Raw genomic sequence first — 22,692 nt, forward strand, 5'->3', positions numbered from 1 at the left:
TATGTGTTTATAATAGACGAGTGGACAAAGTTTGTAAAGTGTATAAAATGGAGATATGGATGATAATAAGAAGCTGCATATTGTTGCGACCGCTTTAGAGGTGTTCTTCAAATACGGGTACAAGCGCGTATCGATGAACGATATTGCGGAGACTGCGGGCATTTCGCGCGCAGGCCTCTACTTGTACTTCAAGAATAAGGAGGAAATATTTAACGCTGCGATCGTTCGCTACGGCGACATCCTCATAGAGGAGATTAAGAAAGGACTGTTATCGCATAAAACGACGGAGGACAAAATTTTATACGCTTTTGAAGTATGGGCAATCCGAAACTTCGACGATTCGCTGCACTCTCCCGAATATAAAGAAATTACGGACAGTTCTCACCAATTTGCGCGGGCGGCGATGAACGAGAGCTACGGAAAATTGGAAACCTTGCTGGCCTCATTGCTGGAAGTATCCCCTGCCGCCGCGAGCGGTATTCCTCCAATGAGACTGGCGCATCTGATAACAGGCGCATTGCGCGGCTTTAAATCGGTTGCTGCCAGCTCGGATGAGCTTCGTCATCTGATTCAGGACCTGCTCCATTTCGTCTTTGCAAGCCATTAACGATTCTCGCTGCCGAATGCGCGAGTTGATGAGCGCGGGAAGATACGGAGACGCCTTTCGCTTCTTTTAGCGCCGGCCACAGCCTCAAAGCAGCTGAAAATGTCCTCAACGGTTCGTTGAAAGCTGGGACTCAATTCCCCTGGAATTGCGAATGAGCGGAGTGGCCATAATACTTGTGGAATGGAAATGAAAATGCAAAGGCCGTCCGGAAGCGAGGAACCGTGCACGGCCGCATCGCGAAATAACGTTATTTCCCCTTCGCCTTGCGGCCGGGGAAATAACGTTCTTTTCGCACGTACCGAAACAAGGTGAAGGTGACTTACAGCTTCTCGATTCGACCGGCGAAAAGCAGCGTCCCGCTTTGTAAATCTTCGATGGCAAACAGGAACGGCCGGTCGATCGTCATCTCGAAGCTTTTCTTCGGCCCGGCGCTTCCGGAACTTACTCCCACCATTGTCGCAGCCGCGGCCTTGGTCCCGCGCTCGGATACGTCGAGCAGCGTTTTATGGACCACTTGGCTGATAAAAAGCTTCCCGTTCCGGCCGCTCGTGTCGGCCATTTCGCTGAAATCCGCTTGGTCCGGATCGAATGGCAAGCTCATTCCCATGGCGCTAAGCGTCTTCTTCAGCTCGTGTTGATCTTCGATCCGAAATTTCGGCATCGCAAGCCGGCCTTGGAACGATGTATACCGCTTCGTCCACAGCCCCGGATCGCGCAGCCATTTCGCCGTCAGTGCCGCCTGATCCGCCCCTTGCCGCGGCAGCACGACGAGCATGCCCATTTGTCCGTCCCCGTAAGGCAGACGCACCGCCTGGTACGCATCGTTTTCTTCATATTCGAACATGCCTTCCCGGTGCATGAAGGAAATCCGGCTTTTGCTGCCATCCCCGTTCGTAAAGTCTCCGTCCCGTGTCTCCTCAGGCTCGAAGGGCGTCTGCCATGCACCGTCAAAATAAAGCGCATTCAGCAGAAGAGCCCTCGTGTTCCCTGATACCGGCTGATCCAAAATCGTCGGAATAAGGCCGTTTGTCTGCTTATCCACCCACTTGTTCATTTCCTTGCGTACACCCGGCTCGGTTAAATCCCGCTGGTTCAGCTCTGCGCCATAGGCGGATTTGACCCGGTCCAGATAAGTCTTCCGAAACGGCCATTCTTCCTGCAGCCAGAGGGAATTGGCCATCGACAACGTAATGCCCGGTCCGGTCCTGACGAGCACCTCTCTCAACACCTGCTGTCCGGCATTCAGCTCCTGCAGCGTCATTCCTTCCGCATGCAGCGCCTTCTTCATCTCTTCCCGGGTCGGACCTGAGGCGCCGTTCAACGTCATGGACAAAGCCTGTACGATGCTGACCGGCGACAGAATCAGGTTTTCGCCGGGATATTCTTGCATGATCCTACCCGCAAGCTCAAGACCGAACGCGTTTGTCGCCTGAACCGTGCGCGGATCGATCCGCTTCGCGAGCCGCTCGCGCTCCGGCGCGGAAATGGACGATTTGGACAATGGGGCAGCGGTCCCGCAGGACGTTAACAGCGCAGCAGCGGCAACGGCCGCCAAAACGAATTTGAACACCCGGCATCCCCCTGTATCGTAAGAAACTCTACTCTTTTCGACGCTGCGGGAATCCGGGATGTTGCATTGCTGTATGATTAAAATTATTGTTGACGATTCATATTTGTATTAATATAATAGTTGTATATATACACTTAAGGTGGTGCTTCGCTATGCTGCGGTCGATCATTTCTTTTTCCTCCATCTGTTCCATCATCGGAGGATCAACAATGGGTCTGTATCAGATCCTGCATCCTCATCGGGACGCCCATTCCGTCCTCGACCATCCGTACGCTCTGATCCACGATCTGGGAATGCTCGCTTTAAGCTTGTTAGGTTTGGGGATCATCGGGGTGTATTTGTTTTTATACGCTGAAGCCCGAAGCAGCCGCCTGATCGTTTTTTTGTTTTTCCTCACCCTTATTGGCTCTATATTTGAAGTCGGTGCGCTTTTTTGGGATGGATATTTCAATCCTTTTGCCGCAAAGTTCATGCCCGAGCTGCAAACATCCGGACATAACCACAATTTTATCCATCAATATTATTCCATTTTCGGCTTGTCTATTTTCTTTCTACCGGTCACGTGGATCTTATTTATCGCAGGACAAATCGCAACTGGGATCCTGTTGATAAGAAGCCGCAAGTTCGGCTTATTATCCGGTGTGCTGATTATCGCCGGCGCACCGTTGTTCGGGCTGCAGCTATTCGCGCCCCTTTGGATGGAAACAACGGGCGCCATCATTTTGGGACTGGGACATTTGACGATGGGCTTCACCCTGTATACAAAAATTGCGCACCCAAAGAACAGGCTCAATACCGTTATTCATTTTTGAAAAAGGTTCATTTTGAACGGGGCGTAAACGAATATCCATCCAGGAGGAAAAGATGATCAAATACATTCAACCGGTACCTGTCTCTTCAACCGAAGGAATCGTATCCGACATGTATAAACAAATACGGAGAGACTTTGGATTTGTGGCCGATATTTTTATCATGCATTCCTTTTCGCCGGCTCTGCTCGCAGGATTATGGGCAGCGTTAAGGGAAACGGAACTTGTCGGCAGCGTGCCGAGAGTGATGAAGGAGGCGGTTGCCGCCTCGGTTGCAAAGGCCAATCAATGTTCGTTTTGTGTGGATGTGCACACCACTATGATAGCGGCAGCCGGGGATAAAGAAGCGGCAAAAAAGATATTCGAAGGTCAAGTTGACGGAATATCGGACGAAAAATTAAATCCATTGTAAAATGGGCGCTTGCTACTCGTTCTCCCCGCTCGCCTATCCTGTCGAATACGCCTTTTACCGAACAAGAAGCGCCAGAAATGATCGGAACCGCTGTGATCAATCATTATATCACCCGAATGATCGACGTTTTGCAGACGAATAAATCTATCATTCAAATCAATAATTCTTTATTAAACCGCATTTTAAAAAGGATGCTTGCTCTAATTTTTTCGCCCTCCATAAAAAAAAGAAGAAATTCTGGAGATTCGCTCATTTTCCTGACGAGAGACAACCTGCCTGATGACCTTTATTGGGCGAAGTCCCATCCCGTCATCTGTCGTGCTTTCGCAAGTTTTGCCGTTGCGGCAAACGCGGCAGGGGAAAGTACCTTGACACTAGAAGCACGTACGACGGTTCAGCATTACATCGAAGACTGGGACGGTAAAGAGCCCGGGATCAGCAGGAATTGGGCGGAACAGGCTGTAAAACCATTAACCGGGCCATCGAAAATTGCAGCTAAACTTGCATTGTTGACCGCAGTCTCACCCTATCAGATCGACGACGATCTCATTCGCGATTTTCGAACGGTTTACAAAGAGGATTTACAGCTCCTGAATGTATTATCTTGGTCAAGTTTTACGGCCGCCAGGAAAATAGGCTCGTGGCTTTCCATTCCGTATACATGATTTTGATTAGTGTTTAAATTGGAGCTGCTTCAAGATGGTTAAAAGCAAATCGATGCTGGTGTCCACCATTTCAGTCTGATGATCAGGAACATGTTCAAGTATTTGGGAGGAAATTCGATTCATTTTATCATTGATTTCCTCAAGAACGGCGAACCCCTTATCACAGAGCTGGATCAATACCTCCCTGCGATTATCGGGATTCAATTGACGATCAACGATTCCTTGTTTATAGAGCGGATCTAAAGATCGGGTTAAAGTCGAAGGATCGACTCCCAATCGATCCGCCAGATCACCGTGCCGAAAAACATTCGTGCCGATCTCCATGACGATATGCACTTGTCTACGGGTAAGTCCGTCGATAAATGATTTGTCCGTACCTAATATTCCCGATTTAATAATAATTTCATTAATAAATTCACTCAGCGTTGCCGGATTCATCTTGTCCACCTGATTTCGATTTTTTCATTATTATAGAACAATAGATGTAGTAATGCAACAATTGTACGACCGCCAGCCAGGCACGGCCCAGGAACGGACCGGCGGACCCGTCCAAAAAAAAGCAGATTATAAGCAGGCATGGCAAACTAACCATAACGTGAACGTCGTCCAATATAAATAGCGGCTTCAACCGACAAAAAAACCTTCCATTCCGGTTCTGACCGGTCCTGATGGAAGGTTTTCTGCGCAACGCGTCGTTCCGTTCTATTCGGCTAGTGCCGAAAGCTTTTCCCGGGCATCGATCTCCCGGATCCGTTTATGAACGCATTCCGAATGGTGAACGCGGCATGAGATCCGACCGGAACATGCAGCGGATGATTGTCGCCGCTGCCGCAGCGCCTTGCGCATGTCCGGGTTGCTTGCTCCCCAGTCGATAAAGCGGCTCCACAGGTGATGAATCTGCTCCCGGATTCCGGCATCAGCCGGAAAGTCGGCGGCCACGAATCCCATGAGGTCGGTTTTCAAATAGACGAATAGCTGGTTCAGAAGATCTTCCTTGCTCGGAAAATAGACAAACAGCGTCCCTTCGGCAACGCCGGCGTTTCTTGCGATCCGGACGGTCGATGCCGCAACGCCAGCCGACGCCACCTCCCCGGTTGCGGCGTGCTAAGCGGCCGAGCCATACGGATCCTCCTTTTGACCATGGTTTTATCGGAATGCGTGCAGAATTATAGGCCAAAATCGTATTCTTCATCCGGTTCACGGTCAAGAAATAAAGTTCAGTAAAAAACAGTATTGACTTCAACGCGGGTATGCATTATATTTTTGTTGTACATACAAAATATAAAGGAAAACCAATGGATGACGGCTTCCTGTACAATGGTTTATGGTTCGCTTCGGCAGATTCGATCCCGGAAAGCAGCCAGGATGGAGTTGAAGGCGGTACTTTCTTTTATTATTTATTTTGTATGTACAACTAAAATTAGAATCGAACGATAGATTACCACTTCACGCCCAGGAGGAGATTTCTAATGTCCGACAACTATCAAAACGACGTATTGGTTATCGTGGCGCACCCGGATTTGCAGACATCCCGAATTAACAAAAGATTGACGGAGGAGCTGGAGAGGCGCGGGGCCGTTACCGTGCACCGGTTATATGACGTTTACCCGGACGAAAAGATCGACGTTGTGCAAGAACAAGCCTTGTTGGACGCGCACAAAAGAATCGTGCTTCAATTTCCGTTCTATTGGTACAGCTCGCCTTCCCTGCTGAAAAAATATTTCGATGCGGTACTCCAGCGCGGATGGGCATACAACGGCGGCAATCATTTGAAAGGCAAAGAGCTTGTCCTCGCGATCTCTTCCGGCGGCTCCGAGAGCATGTATCAGGCGGGAGGGTTCCATCATTTCACGTACAGCGAGCTGCTGCGGCCGTTCCAGGCGACCGCCAATCGCGTGGGTATGATTTACCGTCCTCCGTATATCGTCAGCGGAATCCGCGAAGTTACCGACGAGCAGCTTGAACGGCATGCCGCCGCTTATGCCGACTACGTGCAGAACCTGCCTTATGCGACCGTATGAAGCCTGTATGCCCGTAATGTTAAGTCAAATCGTTGTTTAAAGGCAGCCATATGGCTGCCTTTAATTACGTTTATGCCAAACGGACGAGACGCTGCTGCCGCGCCGCATTAAAGTTTTTTTACCATATGAATGTCATAAGGCTCTTTTTCAAACAATTCCTCATCGATTTCCGGGGTAAGCGAAGCGCCGCAGCTGAAATAAAACTTGACTGCAGATTCCGTTTCGGTTGAAGAGATGTATAAGTATTTCGCCCCTTTTTCAATCGCTTCTTGACGCAGCGCATCTAAGATCCGGCTGCCGATTCCTTGTCTTCGATAGGCCCGTGTCACATGCATGAGGTCGACTTGAAGCCGATTGTTTTCTTTGCCTCTCAACCGATGAGCCAAAACGCCAAACCCGACCAATTTGCCTTTGTCATACGCGCCGATAGCCGTCCCGCCGTTAGTAAGCTCATATTCGTATCGTGCGATTATGGCTTCATAATCGTCTTCTTGCCAATTCGGGCATTGATGTCCGGCCTGAATTTCTTCAAGCACTCCGTCTTTGCATTTGTAGACGAGGTCAATCGTTTCCGAACGGTCAATTTCCCGTATTCTGCAAGCGTCTTCAAACTTCATTTGAACGATTGAAACGATCGTACTCCCCTCCCGTCAACTGTGAACATCGTTCAAACCTCCTCTAGACTGCGTCTGCATGTTCCGTCGATCAAACCGTCAGTTCCTCAATGCTGGAGACATTGGGATTATAAAAGAAAATTTTGCTGCCCAAGACGTGGAGGTAGAAGGTTTTATCGTCGCTCAGCTTTTGATTCGTGTGATCGTTCAGATGGATTCGATACAGCGGCTTGCCGTAGGTTGAATAATTGCTGTAATAAAGCCACTCGCCTTGCACGTTAATATTGCGGGAGTCAATATCCGAAATTTTGGTTAACTGCGTTCCGTCGGTCCCGATTGAATAAAGCTTCTGATTGTAATTCAAAAACAAGGATCGGTCCTTCACGTCGACCCAGCCGATATAGTTCCCTTCCAACAGCTTCTTCTTATGGCTGCCATCCGTATCCATGACGAATAATTTGCGGCCATCGATCGTATAAAATATTTTTCCGTCTGCAATGGAGATGGAGGATACCGCGTACTTTTCAAGCAATTGTTTCGATGTTCCGTCTACCTTCATGCGATAAAGCGGTTTGAACATATAGGTGCCTTCCGTGTAATAAATCCAGTCGCCCGCTACAGCCATCAAATTCGGCCCCATTCCAAAATTCTTGAGCAGAACTCGATTCGATCCGTCCAAATCACACTTGTAAAGCTTGCTGCCGCTAACATAATACAGCTTCTGATTCACGACGTTGAGGTCACCTACATTTTCATCGTCGCTTATTTTTTGTCTTTCCGAACCATCGGGCTTTTCCTTATACAGTTTGCCGCTATCATCATAATTTCCGAAATAAATCCATTCTTGATCCGACGCATACCAGCCTCCGTTGTTCAGGTTGCCAATGGTATTCCCGCTGACGGAAACCGTGTGAGCGGGTTTGCCGGTTTGGATCGAAATCCGGCGGTCTGTATAATTGACGGATGCTCCTAATGCCTCGGAAAAAAAACGGACCGGCACAAAGGTCGTGCCATTCATCAATTTTGGAACGGCGTTCAGCGCGAATGGCTCCTGATTTTTATAGACTGTCGTGGATCCGATGCGGAATGAAATCGTCACGGAATCTTTCATTAGGGTAACGACGTTGTTCTTCCAGGAGACGATTTGTCCCCCCAGTTCATTAACAATCGATCGGACCGGAACATATACGGTTCCTTGAAAATTGACAGGTTCAGCATTAAAATTCGCCGTATGGTCGTTCACCTCCACACGAATCGGTGGATGAGACGGATTTGCGAAGCTTGTCCCCGAGCTGAACAAAGCGATGGACAAGGGAAAAAAGACAGTCCACTTTTTCATGAACGACACCTCATTGGAATAGATAGGAACGCACAGATTAAGACGCGATCGAACAGCCAAAGGTTCCACTCGCGCGGCAGCAATCATTCCATTTCCATTCGCTCAGAGCGCCGATTGCCGGTTGTACCCACTGTACCATGCCGGGATAACGCTTTCGAAATTCCGGTGATCCTCCAGCACCGTCCGAATGCGGGACATCATGGAATCGAGCTGAGCGGGCACGACCTGGAGCGTCCAGGTGATGGTGCCGTATAGATTGATCGCTGTATAAAGGGCATACAGGTGCCAGAAATCGCCGGGGATGCTGCCGTTAAAATACCCGTCCACTTGACCGGCCGAGAACGGAACGCTGACCTCGCGGCTGAAATACGCCACTTTAAGAAAATCATGATACGGGTCCCCCCAGTCGAAGCGATTGAAATCGATCGCGGCCGCATAAGCGCCATCCTTCACAAGCAGATTGCCGGGATGAAAATCGTCGTGCTGAAAACGGTTCGGCCGGCCTTCCATCAGCGGCAAATGACGGTCGATAAAAGCGGCAATCGCATCCTCCTCGGGCAGTTTAACTCCGCAGCGGCGGTATTCCGCCAGCTGGCGGTTGTATTTCGCAAGCTTTCGCTCCGCCCATGGTTCCATGTCTCCGCAAGCTTCCGCTTCATGCATCAGCCGCAGCTCCCGTCCGGCTTCCATACCGATCCGGTATTGAGCGTCCTCCGTCATCAGCGGCAGCTCTTCGGACGCGTCTTCGCCCTCGACATAACGCAAAATGATGCAGCACAAATCAAGAGCTTCAACCGTACCGAAAGCTACCGGTTCCGAGGTTCGAACGCCGAGACTGTGTATGCGGCTCACCGCCTCGAATTCAAGCTGCTTGCGTTCGCACTGATCAAGCGCTGCGGTGCGGAGCACGTATGCCGGGTGGGCGCCTCCCTCGTAAACGAGATATTTTCCGTCAAACGAAAATCCTTTCGAGATTTTGGATATGGCGGTCGCATTTTGCAGCTGCGGAATCGATAGCTGCAGTATGGTCAGGTTCATCGTCACGTTCCTCCCGGGCATCTACTGTTATTGCATCGTACCATAACTTGTTTTCCACGAGAACCCGGTAAGAAACGCCGATGCTGTCTTTTGGCGGCGGCACAAGCTTCCCCCTCCCTCGCTGCAGCGAAAAGAAGGCGATAAGCTAACCTTCCTTAAGACGAACGAAAGGACTGCCGCCCGGCAGTCCCTTCGATATAATAAATGTTAATACTCATCCATCTTGACTCGTTTCCAAACTATCTATTCATCAGTAAGCAGCGGATTTGGAACCAGCCGATTTCCTGAGACGAAGATGCTTCAACGCCCGATCAAGGCTAAAGTACAGCGCTTCTTTTCGGAAGAGCAGAAGCAGCATGCCAATGACCAGCTGCGTCGGATAGATATAAATCATATCGGATAAAACATAGTTGATATCCATAAAAAATCCAGCCAGAAGCGCCGGCAGCGTGAGCAGCCCGAGCACAAGACCGATGCCGACCAGCAGTTCGCCCCAAGGAATCAGAACGTTAAACAGCTGCGGATAAGGGGCTGCTGCCACTTCAATAAAAGATTTGTACCAGTGGGGAGAATCCGTATTGCTCGCAATGGATGGAAAAAGTCCGATAATATTGAAGTGCGCCGTAATTTTAAACCATCCTTGCATAATCCACTGAATACCGAAGGCGATGCGGGCAATCGAACAGACGATGGAAAAAACCGTTTTAACGTTCATCCTCATTCACCTCTTCGCGGCGTTAAGCCTGAAGAGCCGCTTTTCCGAAAATGACGTGCGCTTTCTGGCAATAAATCAGTACCGTATCGTATTTGGACAGGTCCGCCTTGGAGACATCAAACGTTTGATCCGCGCTTTTCAGGTTGATTTTACCGAATTCCATTCCGTTCGCCGCATCGTCGCCTTTGGCAAGGTAGACATGCAGGTCCGGGCCTTCGGATACGCTAAATCCGCTCAGCTTCAGTTGACCGTTCTCGATCGTTGCGGTGCCGGCAGCTTTCATTTCGTTCTGACCTTCAAACGAGCCCGTCAATTTGGCGCTGTCCGCAGCCATGTTGTCCATATGATCCGCCATTTTGCTATCGAGAGCCGCTTTACCGAAAATAACATGCGCTTTCTGGCAGTAAATCAGAACCGAATCGTATTTCGACAGGTCCGCTTTGGAGACGTCGAACGTTTGATCCGCGCTTTTCAGGTCGATTTTGCCGAACTCCATGCCGTCTGCGACATCGTCGCCCTTCGCAAGGTAGATATGCAGGTCCGGACCTTCGGATACACTAAAGCCGCTAAGCTTCAATTGACCGTTCTCGATCGCTGCGGTGCCGGCAGCTTTCATATCGTTCTGGCCTTCAAAGGTGCCCGTCAGAACCGCGTCGGCCATGTTGTCTCCCGATGCCGCATCCGCCATCATGTCGTCGCTCGACGAAGCATTGCTCGCTCCTGCATTATCGCCGGATGAAGCGTTATCGGATCCGGTACTGTTGGATGCGGTCGTGGCGGAAGCGGAATTGCCCGATGCGGCATTGCTTGCGGGTGTTTCCGATTGCCCGCAGGCGGCTAGAACTATCGACAAAACGACAATCAGGCCCGTTAAAGAAAACAGCATTTTTTTCATTTAAATCCTCTCCATTCGCTTTTGTTTTTGGAATGGATTCAGTATAGCATGGGCATTATTGAGAACGGCTTAACGAACCATCAACAATTTCTTAATTTTAAATGATTGATTCACGACATCGGGCTCGCCCGGTACATATTTTCGTAACCGATTTGTAATAGGATCCGGGCAAGAGCGATCAAACAAAAAACCAGCCCCTCAGGGCTGGCTCAGTTAAGGTGAAGAAAAGGCTAGGGACGGGCGATCATCCTTAATAACATTTCGATCTCCGGAATCCTGTAGCCTCCCGCCTCCTGACCGTTCAGGATCATAAGTCCGGACAGAACCGACAAATAGGAAGCGATCATGACCTGCGGGTCTCCATCGACAATTTGCCCCGCCTGCTGTCCCTCCTGAAATAATGGCAGGAGATGCCGGACGAACCGCTCCATGGAATGGTGCTCCAGGAGCTGTTTCACCTTGTCGGGGACGCCGTCCGACGTTCGCGCCTGATGAATCAGCAGAAAAAATTCCGCCCCGCCTTCATCGAGCATTTCCCGGGAAAACGCCTTGATCCTGTCGATCGGCGAACCGGGCAGCTCATGAATCTGCCGCATGGCGTCTTCCGCTTCGGTCATGGCGATTTCGACCAGCGTCGTGAACAGCTCTTCCTTGGATTTGAAGTAATGGTACAGCAGGCCGTGGCTGATATCCGCTTCGGCGGCGATCATGCTCATCTTCGTGTTGATAATGCCCCGCCGGGCAAAAACCTTGAGTGCAGCTTTCATAATCTGTTCCTTGCGTTCATCTCGAATCTGGTGCAGCTGCTCCTCGTTTAATGGCGCCACTCGATCCTTCACTCCTTCAACCGGGTATGATGTGATTTAATACGTCTTCAAGCGGCAATTGATGTTCATCCAGCAGCTCCTCGAGCAGCTGCCGTCCTTCCTCCGACGCCTCAAGAACCGTCCTGACCGTTTGAGGATTAAACAGCTGCTGCAGGGGGGCCGATAGCGAATTCACAGCCCAGTACAGGCCGAAGAGCTCGCCGTTCGAATTCGCTGTTCCCTCTTTAAGCACCAGATCCATGAATCTCCGGGCAAAATCGACCCCTTTAAGCGGCTCGGCCGCCGCCTCGTATTCGACGTTTTTCCACTGCAGGTCCGCTGCGCAATTGAGCCACCAGGCAGGCGTGATCACCTCGTCCTGCATTTTTCGGAGCAGCCGCTGCTCGAATTGCGGCTGGGGATTGTTCCGATGCTCTTGCAGGCAGGCATTTAATATATCCGCTTCGGCCGCCGCGACGGTCATCCCTTGGCCGAAGATCGGATCGTAGATGCAGAAGGCATCGCCTAACACCAGCAATCCGGATGGCCATTTTTCCATTTGCTCATAATGATGGCGGTATAATTCAGGCACGCGGAAGCCTCGCGGAGACGTGATCGGCTCCAGGTCCCGCACAATTTCTGCGATCATCGGGGTGGGAAGCCCGCCGACCGCCTGTTCGAACCCTTCCGCATCCGTCGGCGGAAAATGGCCGCCGGGACGGTAAAGCAGCAGCTCCGCGACTTGATTCTCGATGAAGGAAAAAACGCCTGTGAACGTATTGTTTTGCGGTTGGCCCATAATATTGATGACATCCCATTTTTCGATGATATGGTTCAAATGGGCAGGCACCTGATAACGGCGGGTGCTGTACCCAATCGCGGCTTTCAAGCGGTCGGGACTCGGCACCTCATATCCCGCATCTTTCAGCCATTGCGGCAGCTTGGAGCCGCGTCCGCTTGTATCCGCCACAAAATCCGCCTTGATCTCGACATGCGATTTCGTCATCCGATTGCGGATTTGAACCCCCGTTACGGCGGTTCGATCCGCGTTCATCATCAGATGAAGCACATCGTGTGCCGGAAGAATCCGCACATGAGGAATGGCCTTTACCCGTTCGCGAATGACGTATTCCAGCGCCGCGCGGCTGAACTTGATGTCGTTCCTTTCGTAGGTTCCCGACACGACTCCGTGCTGATTCATCATATAAACGGATTTATTAAACGACGATGGTGAACCGAGTGCCTTTAACGCTTCCTCGTAACCGGGGAACAGCTGTTCCGTGATCATCTTGCCTCGAAACGTAAACCGGTGGGGATGAAAACCATGCGGCAAGCCGGGCCTGTCGGCCGGATGAAGCGGAAATTCATCCTTGTCGACGATAAGCACCTCTTCAAAGAAAACCGAAAACACCCTTGCCGTCATTAAGCCTGCTATCCCGCCGCCGATAACGATCGCTTTTCCCAAATCGCGTAATTGCTCCACATTGAACACTCCTCATTTTATATTGATTGAATAATCCAGTCAATATTGTGTCAAACGAAGCTGTCTTTTCGTCATCATCAAAGCTAATTTTTAGATTGACTGGTTCAGTCAACATAAGAATAGTCAATTTTCCAGGTGATGTCAATCCCTATTTTTCAATTTTATGCCATTCGTTCGCCATTAGAATCGCTCCCTGTTTCGGCTTCCTCTGTTGTTTTGCTTTCTCCCTATCGGTCGGCATCAAGATGATAAACGCCGGCCTGCGCGTTGAACCGTGCAAGGATCCGCCGGTTTAACTTTATGGATGCGTTGACCAAATCTATAGCGAATCTCCCGATGTGCATGATAGACTAGACGTTAGAAGTTATCCGTATTCTTGGCTCCTCGCGCTTTTTACGGAAAAGCTGGCGGGAGACTGTAAGCGATTACATCCGCCCGACGCACGATGTGACGGGCAAAAGGAGCGATCAATCATGAGGATGAGTAAGAACGAAAAAAATCGGCGGTTACAGGGCGGTGGCTGCAGATGAATTCCGGTGAGGGAACGTATGATTGGAGCGGGATACGGCCGATCCTGGCGGCGGCAGCCGACCGGATGATTCCGGGTGATGCATGGCCGTCGGCAGTTGACGGAGGGGTTATGGGCTACCTGGAACGCCGCGCCGCCGAGGAAGCCGCCGTCTGGGCGGATTTGATCGAACCCGGACTCCGCGCATTGGATGTGACGGCGACCGCTTTGCATAGCCGTCCATTTGCGGAGCTGGCGGCTGGCGAGCAGGACGGTTTGTTGAACGATCTTGAACATGACCGCTTTCGGGACTGGCCCGTTTCGCCAAAAGGATTTTTTGCCGCCCTCTTGAGCCTGGTGATCGAAGGCTATTATGGAAGTCCCGAGGCGGGCGGGAATCGGGAAGCCAAGTCGTGGGACATGCTCGGGTTTCGCGCGGGTCCCATTGCGGGAACCCGCGCTCCGGTCCAAGAAACCGATCTGCCGCAGCGGGCTTTCGATCAGCTCCGCGACCGGTACGATGCGGTCGTCATAGGTGCGGGAGCCGGCGGTTCCGCAGCGGCGGCGGTTTTGGCCGAAGCGGGTCTTCGGGTTCTCGTCGTCGAGCGCGGAAGCTGGCTTCGGTACGATCAGGTCGGCCGCGATCACGTTCGCAATCATCGTTTCAGCAAATACGGACACAACACGGGACCTGATCCGGAAGGAAATCCTCGCACGATCCTGCTGCCCGGCGGCGCGGAACGGATTACGGCCCCTTTTGAAGGCGACTATCACAATAACGCCATGACAGCTGGCGGCGGCACCCGGGTATACGGGGCACAGGCATGGCGGTTTCATTCGGACGACTTCCGCATGGCGACTCGCTACGGGATTCCGGACGGAAGCTCGCTCGTCGATTGGCCGATCAGCTATAAAGACCTCGAACCGTATTATGAACGGGCGGAATGGGAGGTCGGCGTGTCCGGCAACGGTGATGCGCACCCAGGGCGCGGGGAGCGGCGGCTCCCTTATCCGATGCCGCCGCTGCCGAACACGCTGGAAGCGGAACGATTGGCTCGGGCTGCGGCGAAGCTGGGATGGGATGCAGGTCCGGTTCCGCTCCTCATCAACTCCGTCGAACGCGGCGGCCGGCCGGCCTGCGGGCGGTGCGGCCAATGCGTCGGTTTTGCCTGCCCGACCGACAGCAAGAACGGGGGGCACAACACGATGCTGGTGCGGGCTCTCGCGACCGGGAACTGCGATCTGATTTGCGATACCCAAGTGGAACGTATCGACACCGAGGCGGGCAATCGCGCCACCGGTGTTCGCCTGGTACAGGAGACAGCCGGTTCGATCCGGCGCCGGCAGGTGCAGGCAGGGCATGTGGTGGTTGCGGCCGGAGCCATCGAAAGCGCGCGACTGCTCCTCCTATCGGCAAGCGATGCGGAACCGCACGGGATAGGCAACCGGAACGGGCAGGTCGGCCGAAATCTTCAAGGTCATGTCTATGTTGGCGCATATGCCCTCTATGACGAGCCGGTTCAAGACGGTCTCGGACCCGGGGTGAGCATTGCCACCTGTCAATTTGCCCATGGCAACGGCAGCGGAATTATAGGGGGCGGGATGCTGGCCAACGAGTTTACCCGGCTGCCGCTCATTCACTGGTACCGGGCGCTTGCGCCGGATGCGCCGCGCTGGGGGAGCGCGGGCAAAGAAACGATGCGCGAGAGCTACTTGCGCACCGGTCATGTGCAGGGGCCGATTCAAGAGATCCCGACGCCGGATTCAAGAGTGCGGCTCTCTCCGACGGTCAATGACCGGTTCGGCATTCCCGTTGTCCAGCTCTCCGGAAGCGTACATCCCGAATCGATTCGCGCCGCCGAAATGCTGGCCGAGCAGGCGGAGACATGGCTTTGGGCGGCCGGAGCGAGCAGGGTTTGGCGAACCCGGCCCGGCGGAGGTCTCAGCGCCGGCCAGCATCAGGCGGGAACGCTGCGCATGGGCGACGACCCTGCGACATCCGTCACCGATCCCTTGGGCCGCGTGCACGGGTACAGCAATTTGTGGGTAAGCGACGGGTCCCTGCATGTGACCAACGGCGGCGTCAACCCTGTGCTGACGATTTTGGCTTTAGCTTTGCGCACGGCTGATCATGTGGTGAAGCAGGCGTAACGAAATACCCGGAATCGGGAATTTGCAATCGATGCAACGCATTAAAGCCTCATGACCAGACGAGTCATGAGGCTTTTGTTCCGTTGTCGTTGAACGTCTCGAAACGGCCTCCCAGCATACCCGCCCGCGCCATTAATTCACCGTTTGCTGCGCGGTAAAGTCGTTTGCGTTTTTATGAAGTGCCGATGAATGATTTCCCATTCCATACGAAGGATTGTTTCACGTGTTTTTCGATGCGATTATCATAATAGGTACTCGAAAATCCGGTTTTGGTTTTGGTTAACTTCACGGAGTAACGCTCCGCAGCGCTGACGAGTAATTCCTGATGTCCCTTTATGGGCAGCTCTTCGATCTTTCCCGATTTCTCCAGCGTAAACAGCTTAAATAGATTACCGTTGCTCGATGCATATTGGCCGATTGTAAAATCGACATTCCCGTCCCCGTTATAATCATCGAAATCGATGTCGAAAAAGGAATTAAACACTAACCCTTCTTTAAAAAAACGGTTTAAATCGGCGGAGCTTATCACTTTACCGTCCTCGTCCGTAAGCTGAAGCTGGAATTCCCCTTCCCAATTTCGGCCCATTAATGGACCTGGATTCCAATCCTCGGAATACTTCCCGCTCATCAGGACCACACTCAAGTATTCCTGCTTGTTTGTAAACGGGAATAGATCGTTTCGGGACAATGTGAATGGCCCCGTGATACGGATCGTGTTCGGTGCAGACGAAGAAGCTGCGAATGCGGCGGCTAAAGGAGCCGGAGTCTCCGTGTTCATCGCCGGCGTTCCGGTACACGAAATGAGCAGCAGCAAGAATACCACGGCATAACAAACCCTTTTCATCCTAAAATGCTCCTTTCCCGAATTTGACCGATAAATAAACCCTGTATCCTCCATCAGAGCCGCCTTTGCATGAACCCGGGCCGCCGCATGGAGCATGGAAAAAACCAGCCCTTGCAGGGACTGGCTCGTTTCGATCAACATGACCTTATGTGCGTGCCATCATCATGAAACGTTTGGAAGCCCTCCCGATCAGCCGGCCGATTGCCGAGAGGAGAGCATGCTGCTTAGAAACGGCAGGTCTTCCGGAAAGGTCAGCGGCAATGCGTGCAATTCGTCGGCCGATTTCCACGCAATGTCGTAGATTAACCCGTCCGGGTCCTGGAGGACCGGTTCACCGCCGATGACGTCGCATCGAAAATAACGAACGATGAACCCGCTACCGAAAACCTCGCCGTTTTTCTCGTGAAGCTGCTGCCGTACGTTAACCCGATAGCCGGTTTCTTCCCAGACTTCCCGATAGCAGCACTGTTCGAACGTTTCCCCCTTTTCCATGCCGCCCGATGGAACCGACCACGTTTTCTCCTCTTCCGGCTTCCCCTGCAAAACCATGAGCAGCTTGAATTCCGAATTGATGCATACCGCCGCCGCGCCTTTCCACATTTATGATCCAGCCCCTTTTACCAGATAACTTGAAATCAAATCGACGTGCTCCTTTACGTTCCGTTATCGTACCGAAATTAGACGCGCGCTTCATCCAGACATTAAAAGGTATCCCTCTCATCCTAGCACAATTCCACCGACGCGGCTGCCGGACGAAGACTCATCTTTAATGCGATGGACGTCTGAATTCGCGATTGCTATGCATCCCGTTCAAAGCCGACGATCCAATCGCCCTGAACGGCGGCATAGCCTGCGTCTCCCTCCACAACAAGACCGTACAGCCTCTTCACGTCGAGGTACTCTTTCCGCTCCCTGCTATCGAATTCAAGCGTGATATAATAATAGGTTCTGGAGGATCGCGACGTGTCGCCGAAATTGCTCGATTGGCTCGTATGGCTGCGCACCTCCATCCGCTTGGCGACGACGTGGGCGAACACGGTCTGGCGCGGAGAACGCGCATTTTTCAAATGGCGCGCTCCGTTGACAACAATACCGCCGATTACAATAGCGAAAACGATTATAATGATAATGGGGACGATCGTAAACAGAATACCGGGGCCGCCGAACGGAGAGCCGAATGATAACATCAATAAACCTCCCGATTTTACTCCATCTGGAAATTTATACGCCTCTTTCCTTGTTTTGTTTCGTTACTTTTCATCGAGATCGGTTATGAGAGGAGAAAAAAGATGACAGGAGCTTCGCAAGCGGTATCGAATAAAAGGTCGATCGTCTTTGTGACCGGAATGTCGGGTACGGGCAAATCAACGGTTTTGGCCGAGCTTGGCCGCAGAGGGCATCGCGTCATCGACACGGATTATGGCGGGTGGAGCGAGAACCCGGATGGCTCCGGGTGGTTGTGGCGCGAGGACCGGATCGATTCGCTGCTCCATGAACATACCGAAGGCGCTTTATTCCTTTCGGGTACGGTATCCAATCAAGGTGAATTTTACCCGAGGTTTGATGCAATCGTGCTGTTAAGCGCTCCTCTGGACGTCATCCTTGAGCGTATAGCCGCCCGCACAACGAACGATTATGGGAAATCGGCCGAAGAACGTGAAGAGATTATACATTATGTTGAAACGGTCGAACCTCTCCTGCGTGCCGGCGCGATGTTTGAAATTGACACCCGGAAGCCTCTTGATGAAGTGGCGGACGAGCTGGAGCGTATAGCGATGCAAAGCAGCCGGCGGTCTCATGCTTAATTTCAACCTGGTATCTGCATCTAAATCAAGGGTCTATTTAACGTTGAATTAAAAAACCACTCCCTGACTGGAGAGAGTGGTCGCACAAAAAAAAGATGATTTCGAATTACAGCCACCGGGCGATAAAAGCCGGTACCGGCTCTCCGTTCCATTGGTGTCCGCCTTCGAATACGTGATGAACCAGCCGATCTTCCTCCCCGAGCAGACGGTAAGCGGCGCGGGCCGATTCAACCTGCGGGTACACGTTCGACAGCCCGTTCTCCCCGTTTAGCGGGTCGCTCGTACCGCTTTCGATCAGCAGCGGCCGAGGCGCGATCAGGGCGGCGAAATCGGCGGCGTCGAAGTGGCGCCACAGGTTCGGCACGAAGTTGCAGCCGCAATTATGCGGCAGCTTCAGCAGCGAATCGTGAAAGCCGTAAAAGTAACCGCTTACGACGGCGCAGCGGATCCGATCGTCGAGCGCGGCCAGCCAAAGCGTCTGCATGCCTCCGCCGGACATGCCGCCGCAGCCGATGCGAGCCGGATCGCAGTCGTCTCGCGTCCCGATATAATCCGTCAGCCGCATCAGATCCCAGGCCATCATACCGGCCAGCGAACGGCCGAGCGAGATGGCCATATGATTGATCTCCCTGCACGTATTGCCGGTAAAATCTTCGTCGCTCTCCGACTGCCGCATCCATTCCCGGCGTTCGCCGGCTCCGCGCGCATCCGGGCAAAAGACGATATATCCCTCGCGGACGAGCTGAACGGCAAACGGCGTCCGTCCGCCGAATCTGGCCAGCCGCTCGCGAATCGGGGGAATCTCATCCGCCCCGGCGGTGCCGTATTTGCCGCCCGACCCATGGCCGTGCGGCACGATAAAGGCGGGACGGCGGTCGGAACCGGGAACCGTTCCGTCCGGAACAAGGATAAACATCGGCATCCAGACGTCCGGCTCGGTTTGGATGATCACCTTGTCCCGCCGATAGCCGTCCAGCTGCTCGGATTCAAGCAGCTCCGGCAGCAGCTCGCACGCCTCCAGCTTATCGATCCCCGCCACCTGACGGAGCGTGCTGCGCGCCTCCCTCCTCCACGCTTCGAATTGCTCCGGATTGTCGGCGCGCCAGCCCGATTGCCTCTTCTCCCGTGCAAACACCTCGGACATGCGAGGCGTTATCGTATAAAACTTTTTTACCGGGTAAGCGGTGCTCATGGTTCGTTTCTCTCCTTTCGCTTAAGCGTTTTCATTTTATGCTGCCACATTCCGCCAAAGGTCCTTCCATCCCGTCAGCAGCCAGCCTTCTTCCATTTTAATGTTCTTTTGCATCCGTTTACAAGAAAAATCAGTCTGCTTCAGTTTGCCGGAAACTATCCCGGTCAAATGTTCACTGTGTGTAAACCATTCGTCAGTAGCGATTATACGTTTTTCCCAAAATAAAAGGCGATTGGGAGCAGCTGCCGCGGCCTCCGCTCCATTTGATTGTACCGCTCTCTCGGTTCTGCGGCTTCCTTTAGGCGCCAAATGCAATGCGGTAACCGTTATTGTCGAGAATGGTCATTTCGCTCCAGGTATCGGACCAATGAGGACCTTTCACGATTGTTATGCCGCTGGACCGGACCAGCTCATATAATTGTTTCAGTCCCTCGGGGGTCATGTAGCAAAAGGCATCAAAATATAGCCCGCCTCCAACGGATGAATAGGGGCGTACATCGTGTGGTTGTTTTGCCGGATGCAGAATGAATGTCGCGGCCCCTAGAGACATGTGGACATGCCCGCCGATTTCCTCCGATGCGAAACCTAATGTTTCATAAAACGCTACGGATTCCTGTACATCGGCAGCCAGCAGAACCACCGACATTCCTTTACATTCCGTTCTGCGGTTTGTTCTCTCATTGGAAATGCCCCTCTCAAAAGTTAACTTTTTTTCATCACTGACGCGCTCGCCGCAATTCCGCCTATTCCAAACGATTCAACAGCGCGCGGTAAGACTCGATGGCGGCGATTTCATGCTTCCGCGCTAGGCGCAGCAGATCGGCTCCTGCATAACGCCTTTCCGTATCGGGAATCGGGCCAAACGGCTGCATCCAAGGGAACATCTCATACAGCTTCGCATAAACGCTTTGCAGCCGTTCCGCTTCGCGGATGGCCGTATCGAACGTTTCGTTCAGCCGCGCGTTTCCGATTTTGCGTTTTCCTTCGCGAAGAAATTCCAGCGCCAGCTTGCGGCACTCCTGCCAGCCGTTTGCATACAATCCCAAATACCAGCCGTCCACCGTACCCTTTTCAAGGGCGCGGATGAAGTGGTCGTAAGCCTGAATTCCCGTGTATAAACCGGGCTGCGCCCACGGACCCTCCGGGTCGGCAAACGCGACGGCAAACTGCAGCGTGTCGCGGATAATCGTCCGGTCATCGGCCGGGGCGGCAGGTTTGGCCCAATACAACCGGACCTCGCCTTCCCGCTGGGGCTCCATTGCCGGTCCGTTCGCAGCCGTTCTTTGACAGGCATCGCAAAGGCATACCGACTTGACGGGACTTTCCAATCTGTCTTCACGACGCGTCGTACATAGATAACACATGCACTGCCCCAAACCGTACATATTCCATGGGATGGCTTTCCGGGAAGGGCCATGCCAGCCATGCGTGTAATACCCGTCCTGATCATACCCAATAATCAATGCGTATTCGCCGCGGTCGAAGTCGATCGAGCGGCCAAAGCACGCCCAGCCTTCGTTTATCGCCTTTCGCGCTTCATTCCAGGCCGTTTGCAGCAGATTTCGATATTCGTTTTCTGTTCCGCTCCCTTCCACGCTGCCAATATCCAGGCCGACATTCGCGAACAACTGAACAAACCGATCGTCCGGAATCGGCAAACAAATATCGTGGACGTTGATTCGTTCATGAACCGCGAAGGCGAACGGACGGCCGCTCGCCCCAAGCAGCCACGCCTCCGAACCTGGAATCCGGTAATAATCGGCTACACCTTTCAACGTATTGTGCTGCGAAATACAGCTGGTTCCCCAGTATCGAAGCCCTTCCAGCCGCTTCGCACCGGCAAGCGCTTCTGCGATTTCGCCCAATACCCGCGATCCTTCCGTTTCCGCCGCAATCGCTTTTGCCGCAAAAGAACCCGCTTCGCTATCGTGACGGTCAAAACGTTCGGCAGCTTGTTCCCACAAGGCTCCGGCCTCATCATAGGAAGACACAGCCGCTTCAAGCTTTGCGGAAAGCGCGAATCCGGCGGCATCCCGGCAGTCCCGCACATATCGGGCGGCCCTCTTCCTGCGTTCCGCCAGCTCTCCTGCCCGCCGGTAAAACGCTGCCGCTTCCGATTCCCGAGGCTCAGACAGCCATTCGGAATGAAAGGTTGGACCGTGCATCCTTCCGCTCTCCGCAGCGAATTGAAACGACTGCATCGTTCTCGTTCGCAAAGACTCCTCGGCTCCCGGGCTGACGGCAAATACACGATCCGCCTCGCCGGGGACTGTCGCTCGTACGGTCCCGTCCGCGAACGAAAGCTGCAGCCGGTCTTCATCCATGCCGATTACGGCCGCGTAACCGTCTTCCCCGCCGAACCGGCCGAACACGGCATCCTGCGCGTCAAGCGCTTCCCCGATCAAGCCGAATATATCCCTTCCGCCGCCTTCTGCGGGCACCAACCGCCGGCATTCCAAACCGAAAGCCTTGATCCGTCCCCAAATCTCTCCTCCTGCTTCGCCATGTTCAGCCTCGCGGGGGGAAAGGGACTGGAACCAATAGCCGATGCCTCCCAAGAATCCTATTTCGTCTGCATACCGGTTGCAATATCGCATTGCGCCCAGTAAACACCCGATAAGAGCGTCCGGATGTGAAATCGCGCGATAACCCGTTCCCGGGGCTTCATCCGTCCCGCGATGTTCCGCGATGTGGAGCGATCCGACCGAAAGATTGGCGCGCCAGCCGGTCCGAACGCCTATTTTTCCCTGCAGCCCGCGATAATTGCCATCCAGCGAAAACCGCTCCTCCCCATTAACCAGCAGGCGCATCCGATCTTCCGCAATCATCCATTCGAGGCGGTGCCAGCGGCCGGCAGGAACGTCGCCTTTTCCGGTCAATTCGAAGGCTTGCCCCGTCGCGGGGTGACGCACATGAAGCAGATCTTCCCTGCGGTCCCAGTTAAGTATAACTTCCCCCTTGGCATACTCCAGTACAATATTGGTGCTGTCGGTCATGACGATTGCTTCCACGGACAGCGGCGTCCGGTATTCGCCTTCCGTTCTTGCCGGGTGGATGCCGAATGAATCCGTGAACTGCATTCCTTCCGGTATTTGCACGGGCCTGCTTCCGGGAATGGCAACCAATCGATCGACGATTCTCCCATGGCTGTAAACCGGGATCGAGATCACCTGTTCCGTATGGTTTGAGAGCTCCGAGAGGCTCATTTCCGATTTCTC

The 22,692-nt window shown here is 53.0% G+C and carries 23 protein-coding genes; 7 read left to right on the forward strand and 16 right to left on the reverse strand.

Going from position 1 to position 22,692, the window contains the following annotated elements; all coding sequences use genetic code 11:
- Positions 1-55: 55 nt before the first annotated feature.
- The gene (locus PD282_RS20595; RefSeq protein WP_274652737.1) at positions 56-607 is read left to right on the forward strand and encodes a TetR/AcrR family transcriptional regulator; all 552 of its coding nucleotides are present in this window, start codon (positions 56-58) and stop codon (positions 605-607) included.
- Between the two features lie 319 nt (positions 608-926).
- Here the strand turns inward: PD282_RS20595 and PD282_RS20600 are convergent, their stop codons facing one another.
- Positions 927-2,177, reverse strand: coding sequence for a serpin family protein (locus PD282_RS20600; RefSeq protein ID WP_274652739.1), 1,251 nt, complete (start codon positions 2,175-2,177; stop codon positions 927-929).
- A 152-nt stretch (positions 2,178-2,329) separates the two neighbouring features.
- Between PD282_RS20600 and PD282_RS20605 the strand changes: the two genes are divergently transcribed.
- The 3 genes from PD282_RS20605 (at position 2,330) to PD282_RS20615 (ending at position 4,063) form a co-directional block, all read left to right on the forward strand.
- On the forward strand, positions 2,330-2,989 hold the full coding sequence (locus PD282_RS20605; RefSeq protein ID WP_274652741.1) for a hypothetical protein: 660 nt from the start codon (positions 2,330-2,332) through the stop codon (positions 2,987-2,989).
- Positions 2,990-3,041: 52 nt separating this feature from the next.
- The gene (locus PD282_RS20610; protein ID WP_274652744.1) at positions 3,042-3,398 is read left to right on the forward strand and encodes a carboxymuconolactone decarboxylase family protein; all 357 of its coding nucleotides are present in this window, start codon (positions 3,042-3,044) and stop codon (positions 3,396-3,398) included.
- 77 nt (positions 3,399-3,475) lie between these two features.
- Positions 3,476-4,063: a hypothetical protein gene (locus PD282_RS20615; protein WP_274652746.1), complete on the forward strand. Its 588-nt coding sequence runs from the start codon at positions 3,476-3,478 to the stop codon at positions 4,061-4,063.
- A 6-nt stretch (positions 4,064-4,069) separates the two neighbouring features.
- On the opposite strand, the gene PD282_RS20620 is transcribed toward PD282_RS20615, so the two are convergent.
- Both PD282_RS20620 and PD282_RS20625 read right to left on the reverse strand, forming a co-directional pair.
- Positions 4,070-4,501, reverse strand: a complete 432-nt coding sequence (locus PD282_RS20620) for a MarR family transcriptional regulator (protein ID WP_274652748.1) — start codon at positions 4,499-4,501, stop codon at positions 4,070-4,072.
- A gap of 264 nt (positions 4,502-4,765) precedes the next feature.
- Positions 4,766-5,149 (reverse strand): TetR/AcrR family transcriptional regulator, encoded by a 384-nt coding sequence (locus PD282_RS20625; protein ID WP_274652750.1) that lies wholly within the window; start codon positions 5,147-5,149, stop codon positions 4,766-4,768.
- Between the two features lie 383 nt (positions 5,150-5,532).
- On the opposite strand from PD282_RS20625, the gene PD282_RS20630 reads away from it, so the two are divergent.
- A complete protein-coding gene (locus PD282_RS20630) occupies positions 5,533-6,084 on the forward strand; it encodes an NAD(P)H-dependent oxidoreductase (RefSeq protein ID WP_274652751.1) in 552 nt (183 codons plus the stop codon).
- Positions 6,085-6,191: 107 nt separating this feature from the next.
- Here the strand turns inward: PD282_RS20630 and PD282_RS20635 are convergent, their stop codons facing one another.
- The 7 genes from PD282_RS20635 to PD282_RS20665 form a co-directional block, all read right to left on the reverse strand.
- Complete coding sequence (locus PD282_RS20635) at positions 6,192-6,701, reverse strand: GNAT family N-acetyltransferase (RefSeq protein WP_338045214.1); 510 nt, start codon at positions 6,699-6,701, stop codon at positions 6,192-6,194.
- An 88-nt stretch (positions 6,702-6,789) separates the two neighbouring features.
- Positions 6,790-8,037, reverse strand: a complete 1,248-nt coding sequence (locus tag PD282_RS20640; protein ID WP_274652753.1) for a DUF5050 domain-containing protein — start codon at positions 8,035-8,037, stop codon at positions 6,790-6,792.
- 102 nt (positions 8,038-8,139) lie between these two features.
- Complete coding sequence (locus PD282_RS20645) at positions 8,140-9,075, reverse strand: phosphotransferase family protein (RefSeq protein WP_274652755.1); 936 nt, start codon at positions 9,073-9,075, stop codon at positions 8,140-8,142.
- A gap of 250 nt (positions 9,076-9,325) precedes the next feature.
- Positions 9,326-9,790 (reverse strand): DoxX family membrane protein, encoded by a 465-nt coding sequence (locus tag PD282_RS20650; RefSeq protein ID WP_274652757.1) that lies wholly within the window; start codon positions 9,788-9,790, stop codon positions 9,326-9,328.
- Positions 9,791-9,812: 22 nt separating this feature from the next.
- A complete protein-coding gene (locus PD282_RS20655) occupies positions 9,813-10,685 on the reverse strand; it encodes a DM13 domain-containing protein (protein WP_274652759.1) in 873 nt (290 codons plus the stop codon).
- Positions 10,686-10,915: 230 nt separating this feature from the next.
- A complete protein-coding gene (locus PD282_RS20660; RefSeq protein ID WP_274652760.1) occupies positions 10,916-11,512 on the reverse strand; it encodes a TetR/AcrR family transcriptional regulator in 597 nt (198 codons plus the stop codon).
- Between the two features lie 16 nt (positions 11,513-11,528).
- On the reverse strand, positions 11,529-12,974 hold the full coding sequence (locus PD282_RS20665) for an NAD(P)/FAD-dependent oxidoreductase (RefSeq protein WP_274652762.1): 1,446 nt from the start codon (positions 12,972-12,974) through the stop codon (positions 11,529-11,531).
- A 526-nt stretch (positions 12,975-13,500) separates the two neighbouring features.
- On the opposite strand from PD282_RS20665, the gene PD282_RS20670 reads away from it, so the two are divergent.
- Entirely contained in the window at positions 13,501-15,633 is a 2,133-nt protein-coding gene (locus PD282_RS20670; protein WP_274652764.1) for a GMC family oxidoreductase, read from the forward strand.
- A gap of 172 nt (positions 15,634-15,805) precedes the next feature.
- Here the strand turns inward: PD282_RS20670 and PD282_RS20675 are convergent, their stop codons facing one another.
- The 3 genes from PD282_RS20675 to PD282_RS20685 all read right to left on the reverse strand — a co-directional run bounded on the left by PD282_RS20675 (position 15,806) and on the right by PD282_RS20685 (position 17,664).
- A complete protein-coding gene (locus PD282_RS20675) occupies positions 15,806-16,618 on the reverse strand; it encodes a hypothetical protein (RefSeq protein ID WP_274652766.1) in 813 nt (270 codons plus the stop codon).
- Between the two features lie 48 nt (positions 16,619-16,666).
- A complete protein-coding gene (locus tag PD282_RS20680; RefSeq protein ID WP_274652768.1) occupies positions 16,667-17,077 on the reverse strand; it encodes an NUDIX hydrolase in 411 nt (136 codons plus the stop codon).
- Between the two features lie 197 nt (positions 17,078-17,274).
- Positions 17,275-17,664: a DUF2500 domain-containing protein gene (locus PD282_RS20685; RefSeq protein ID WP_274652769.1), complete on the reverse strand. Its 390-nt coding sequence runs from the start codon at positions 17,662-17,664 to the stop codon at positions 17,275-17,277.
- A 102-nt stretch (positions 17,665-17,766) separates the two neighbouring features.
- On the opposite strand from PD282_RS20685, the gene PD282_RS20690 reads away from it, so the two are divergent.
- The gene (locus PD282_RS20690; RefSeq protein WP_274652771.1) at positions 17,767-18,282 is read left to right on the forward strand and encodes an AAA family ATPase; all 516 of its coding nucleotides are present in this window, start codon (positions 17,767-17,769) and stop codon (positions 18,280-18,282) included.
- A gap of 106 nt (positions 18,283-18,388) precedes the next feature.
- Here PD282_RS20690 and PD282_RS20695 read toward each other — a convergent pair whose 3' ends face one another.
- The 3 genes from PD282_RS20695 to PD282_RS20705 all read right to left on the reverse strand — a co-directional run bounded on the left by PD282_RS20695 (position 18,389) and on the right by PD282_RS20705 (position 22,680).
- Positions 18,389-19,474 (reverse strand): alpha/beta hydrolase family protein, encoded by a 1,086-nt coding sequence (locus tag PD282_RS20695; protein ID WP_274652772.1) that lies wholly within the window; start codon positions 19,472-19,474, stop codon positions 18,389-18,391.
- A gap of 298 nt (positions 19,475-19,772) precedes the next feature.
- On the reverse strand, positions 19,773-20,120 hold the full coding sequence (locus PD282_RS20700) for a VOC family protein (RefSeq protein WP_274652774.1): 348 nt from the start codon (positions 20,118-20,120) through the stop codon (positions 19,773-19,775).
- A 97-nt stretch (positions 20,121-20,217) separates the two neighbouring features.
- Entirely contained in the window at positions 20,218-22,680 is a 2,463-nt protein-coding gene (locus PD282_RS20705; protein WP_274652776.1) for a hypothetical protein, read from the reverse strand.
- Positions 22,681-22,692 lie beyond the last annotated feature (12 nt).

This window comes from Paenibacillus humicola, assembly GCF_028826105.1.
GTDB lineage: Bacteria > Bacillota > Bacilli > Paenibacillales > Paenibacillaceae > Paenibacillus_Z > Paenibacillus_Z humicola.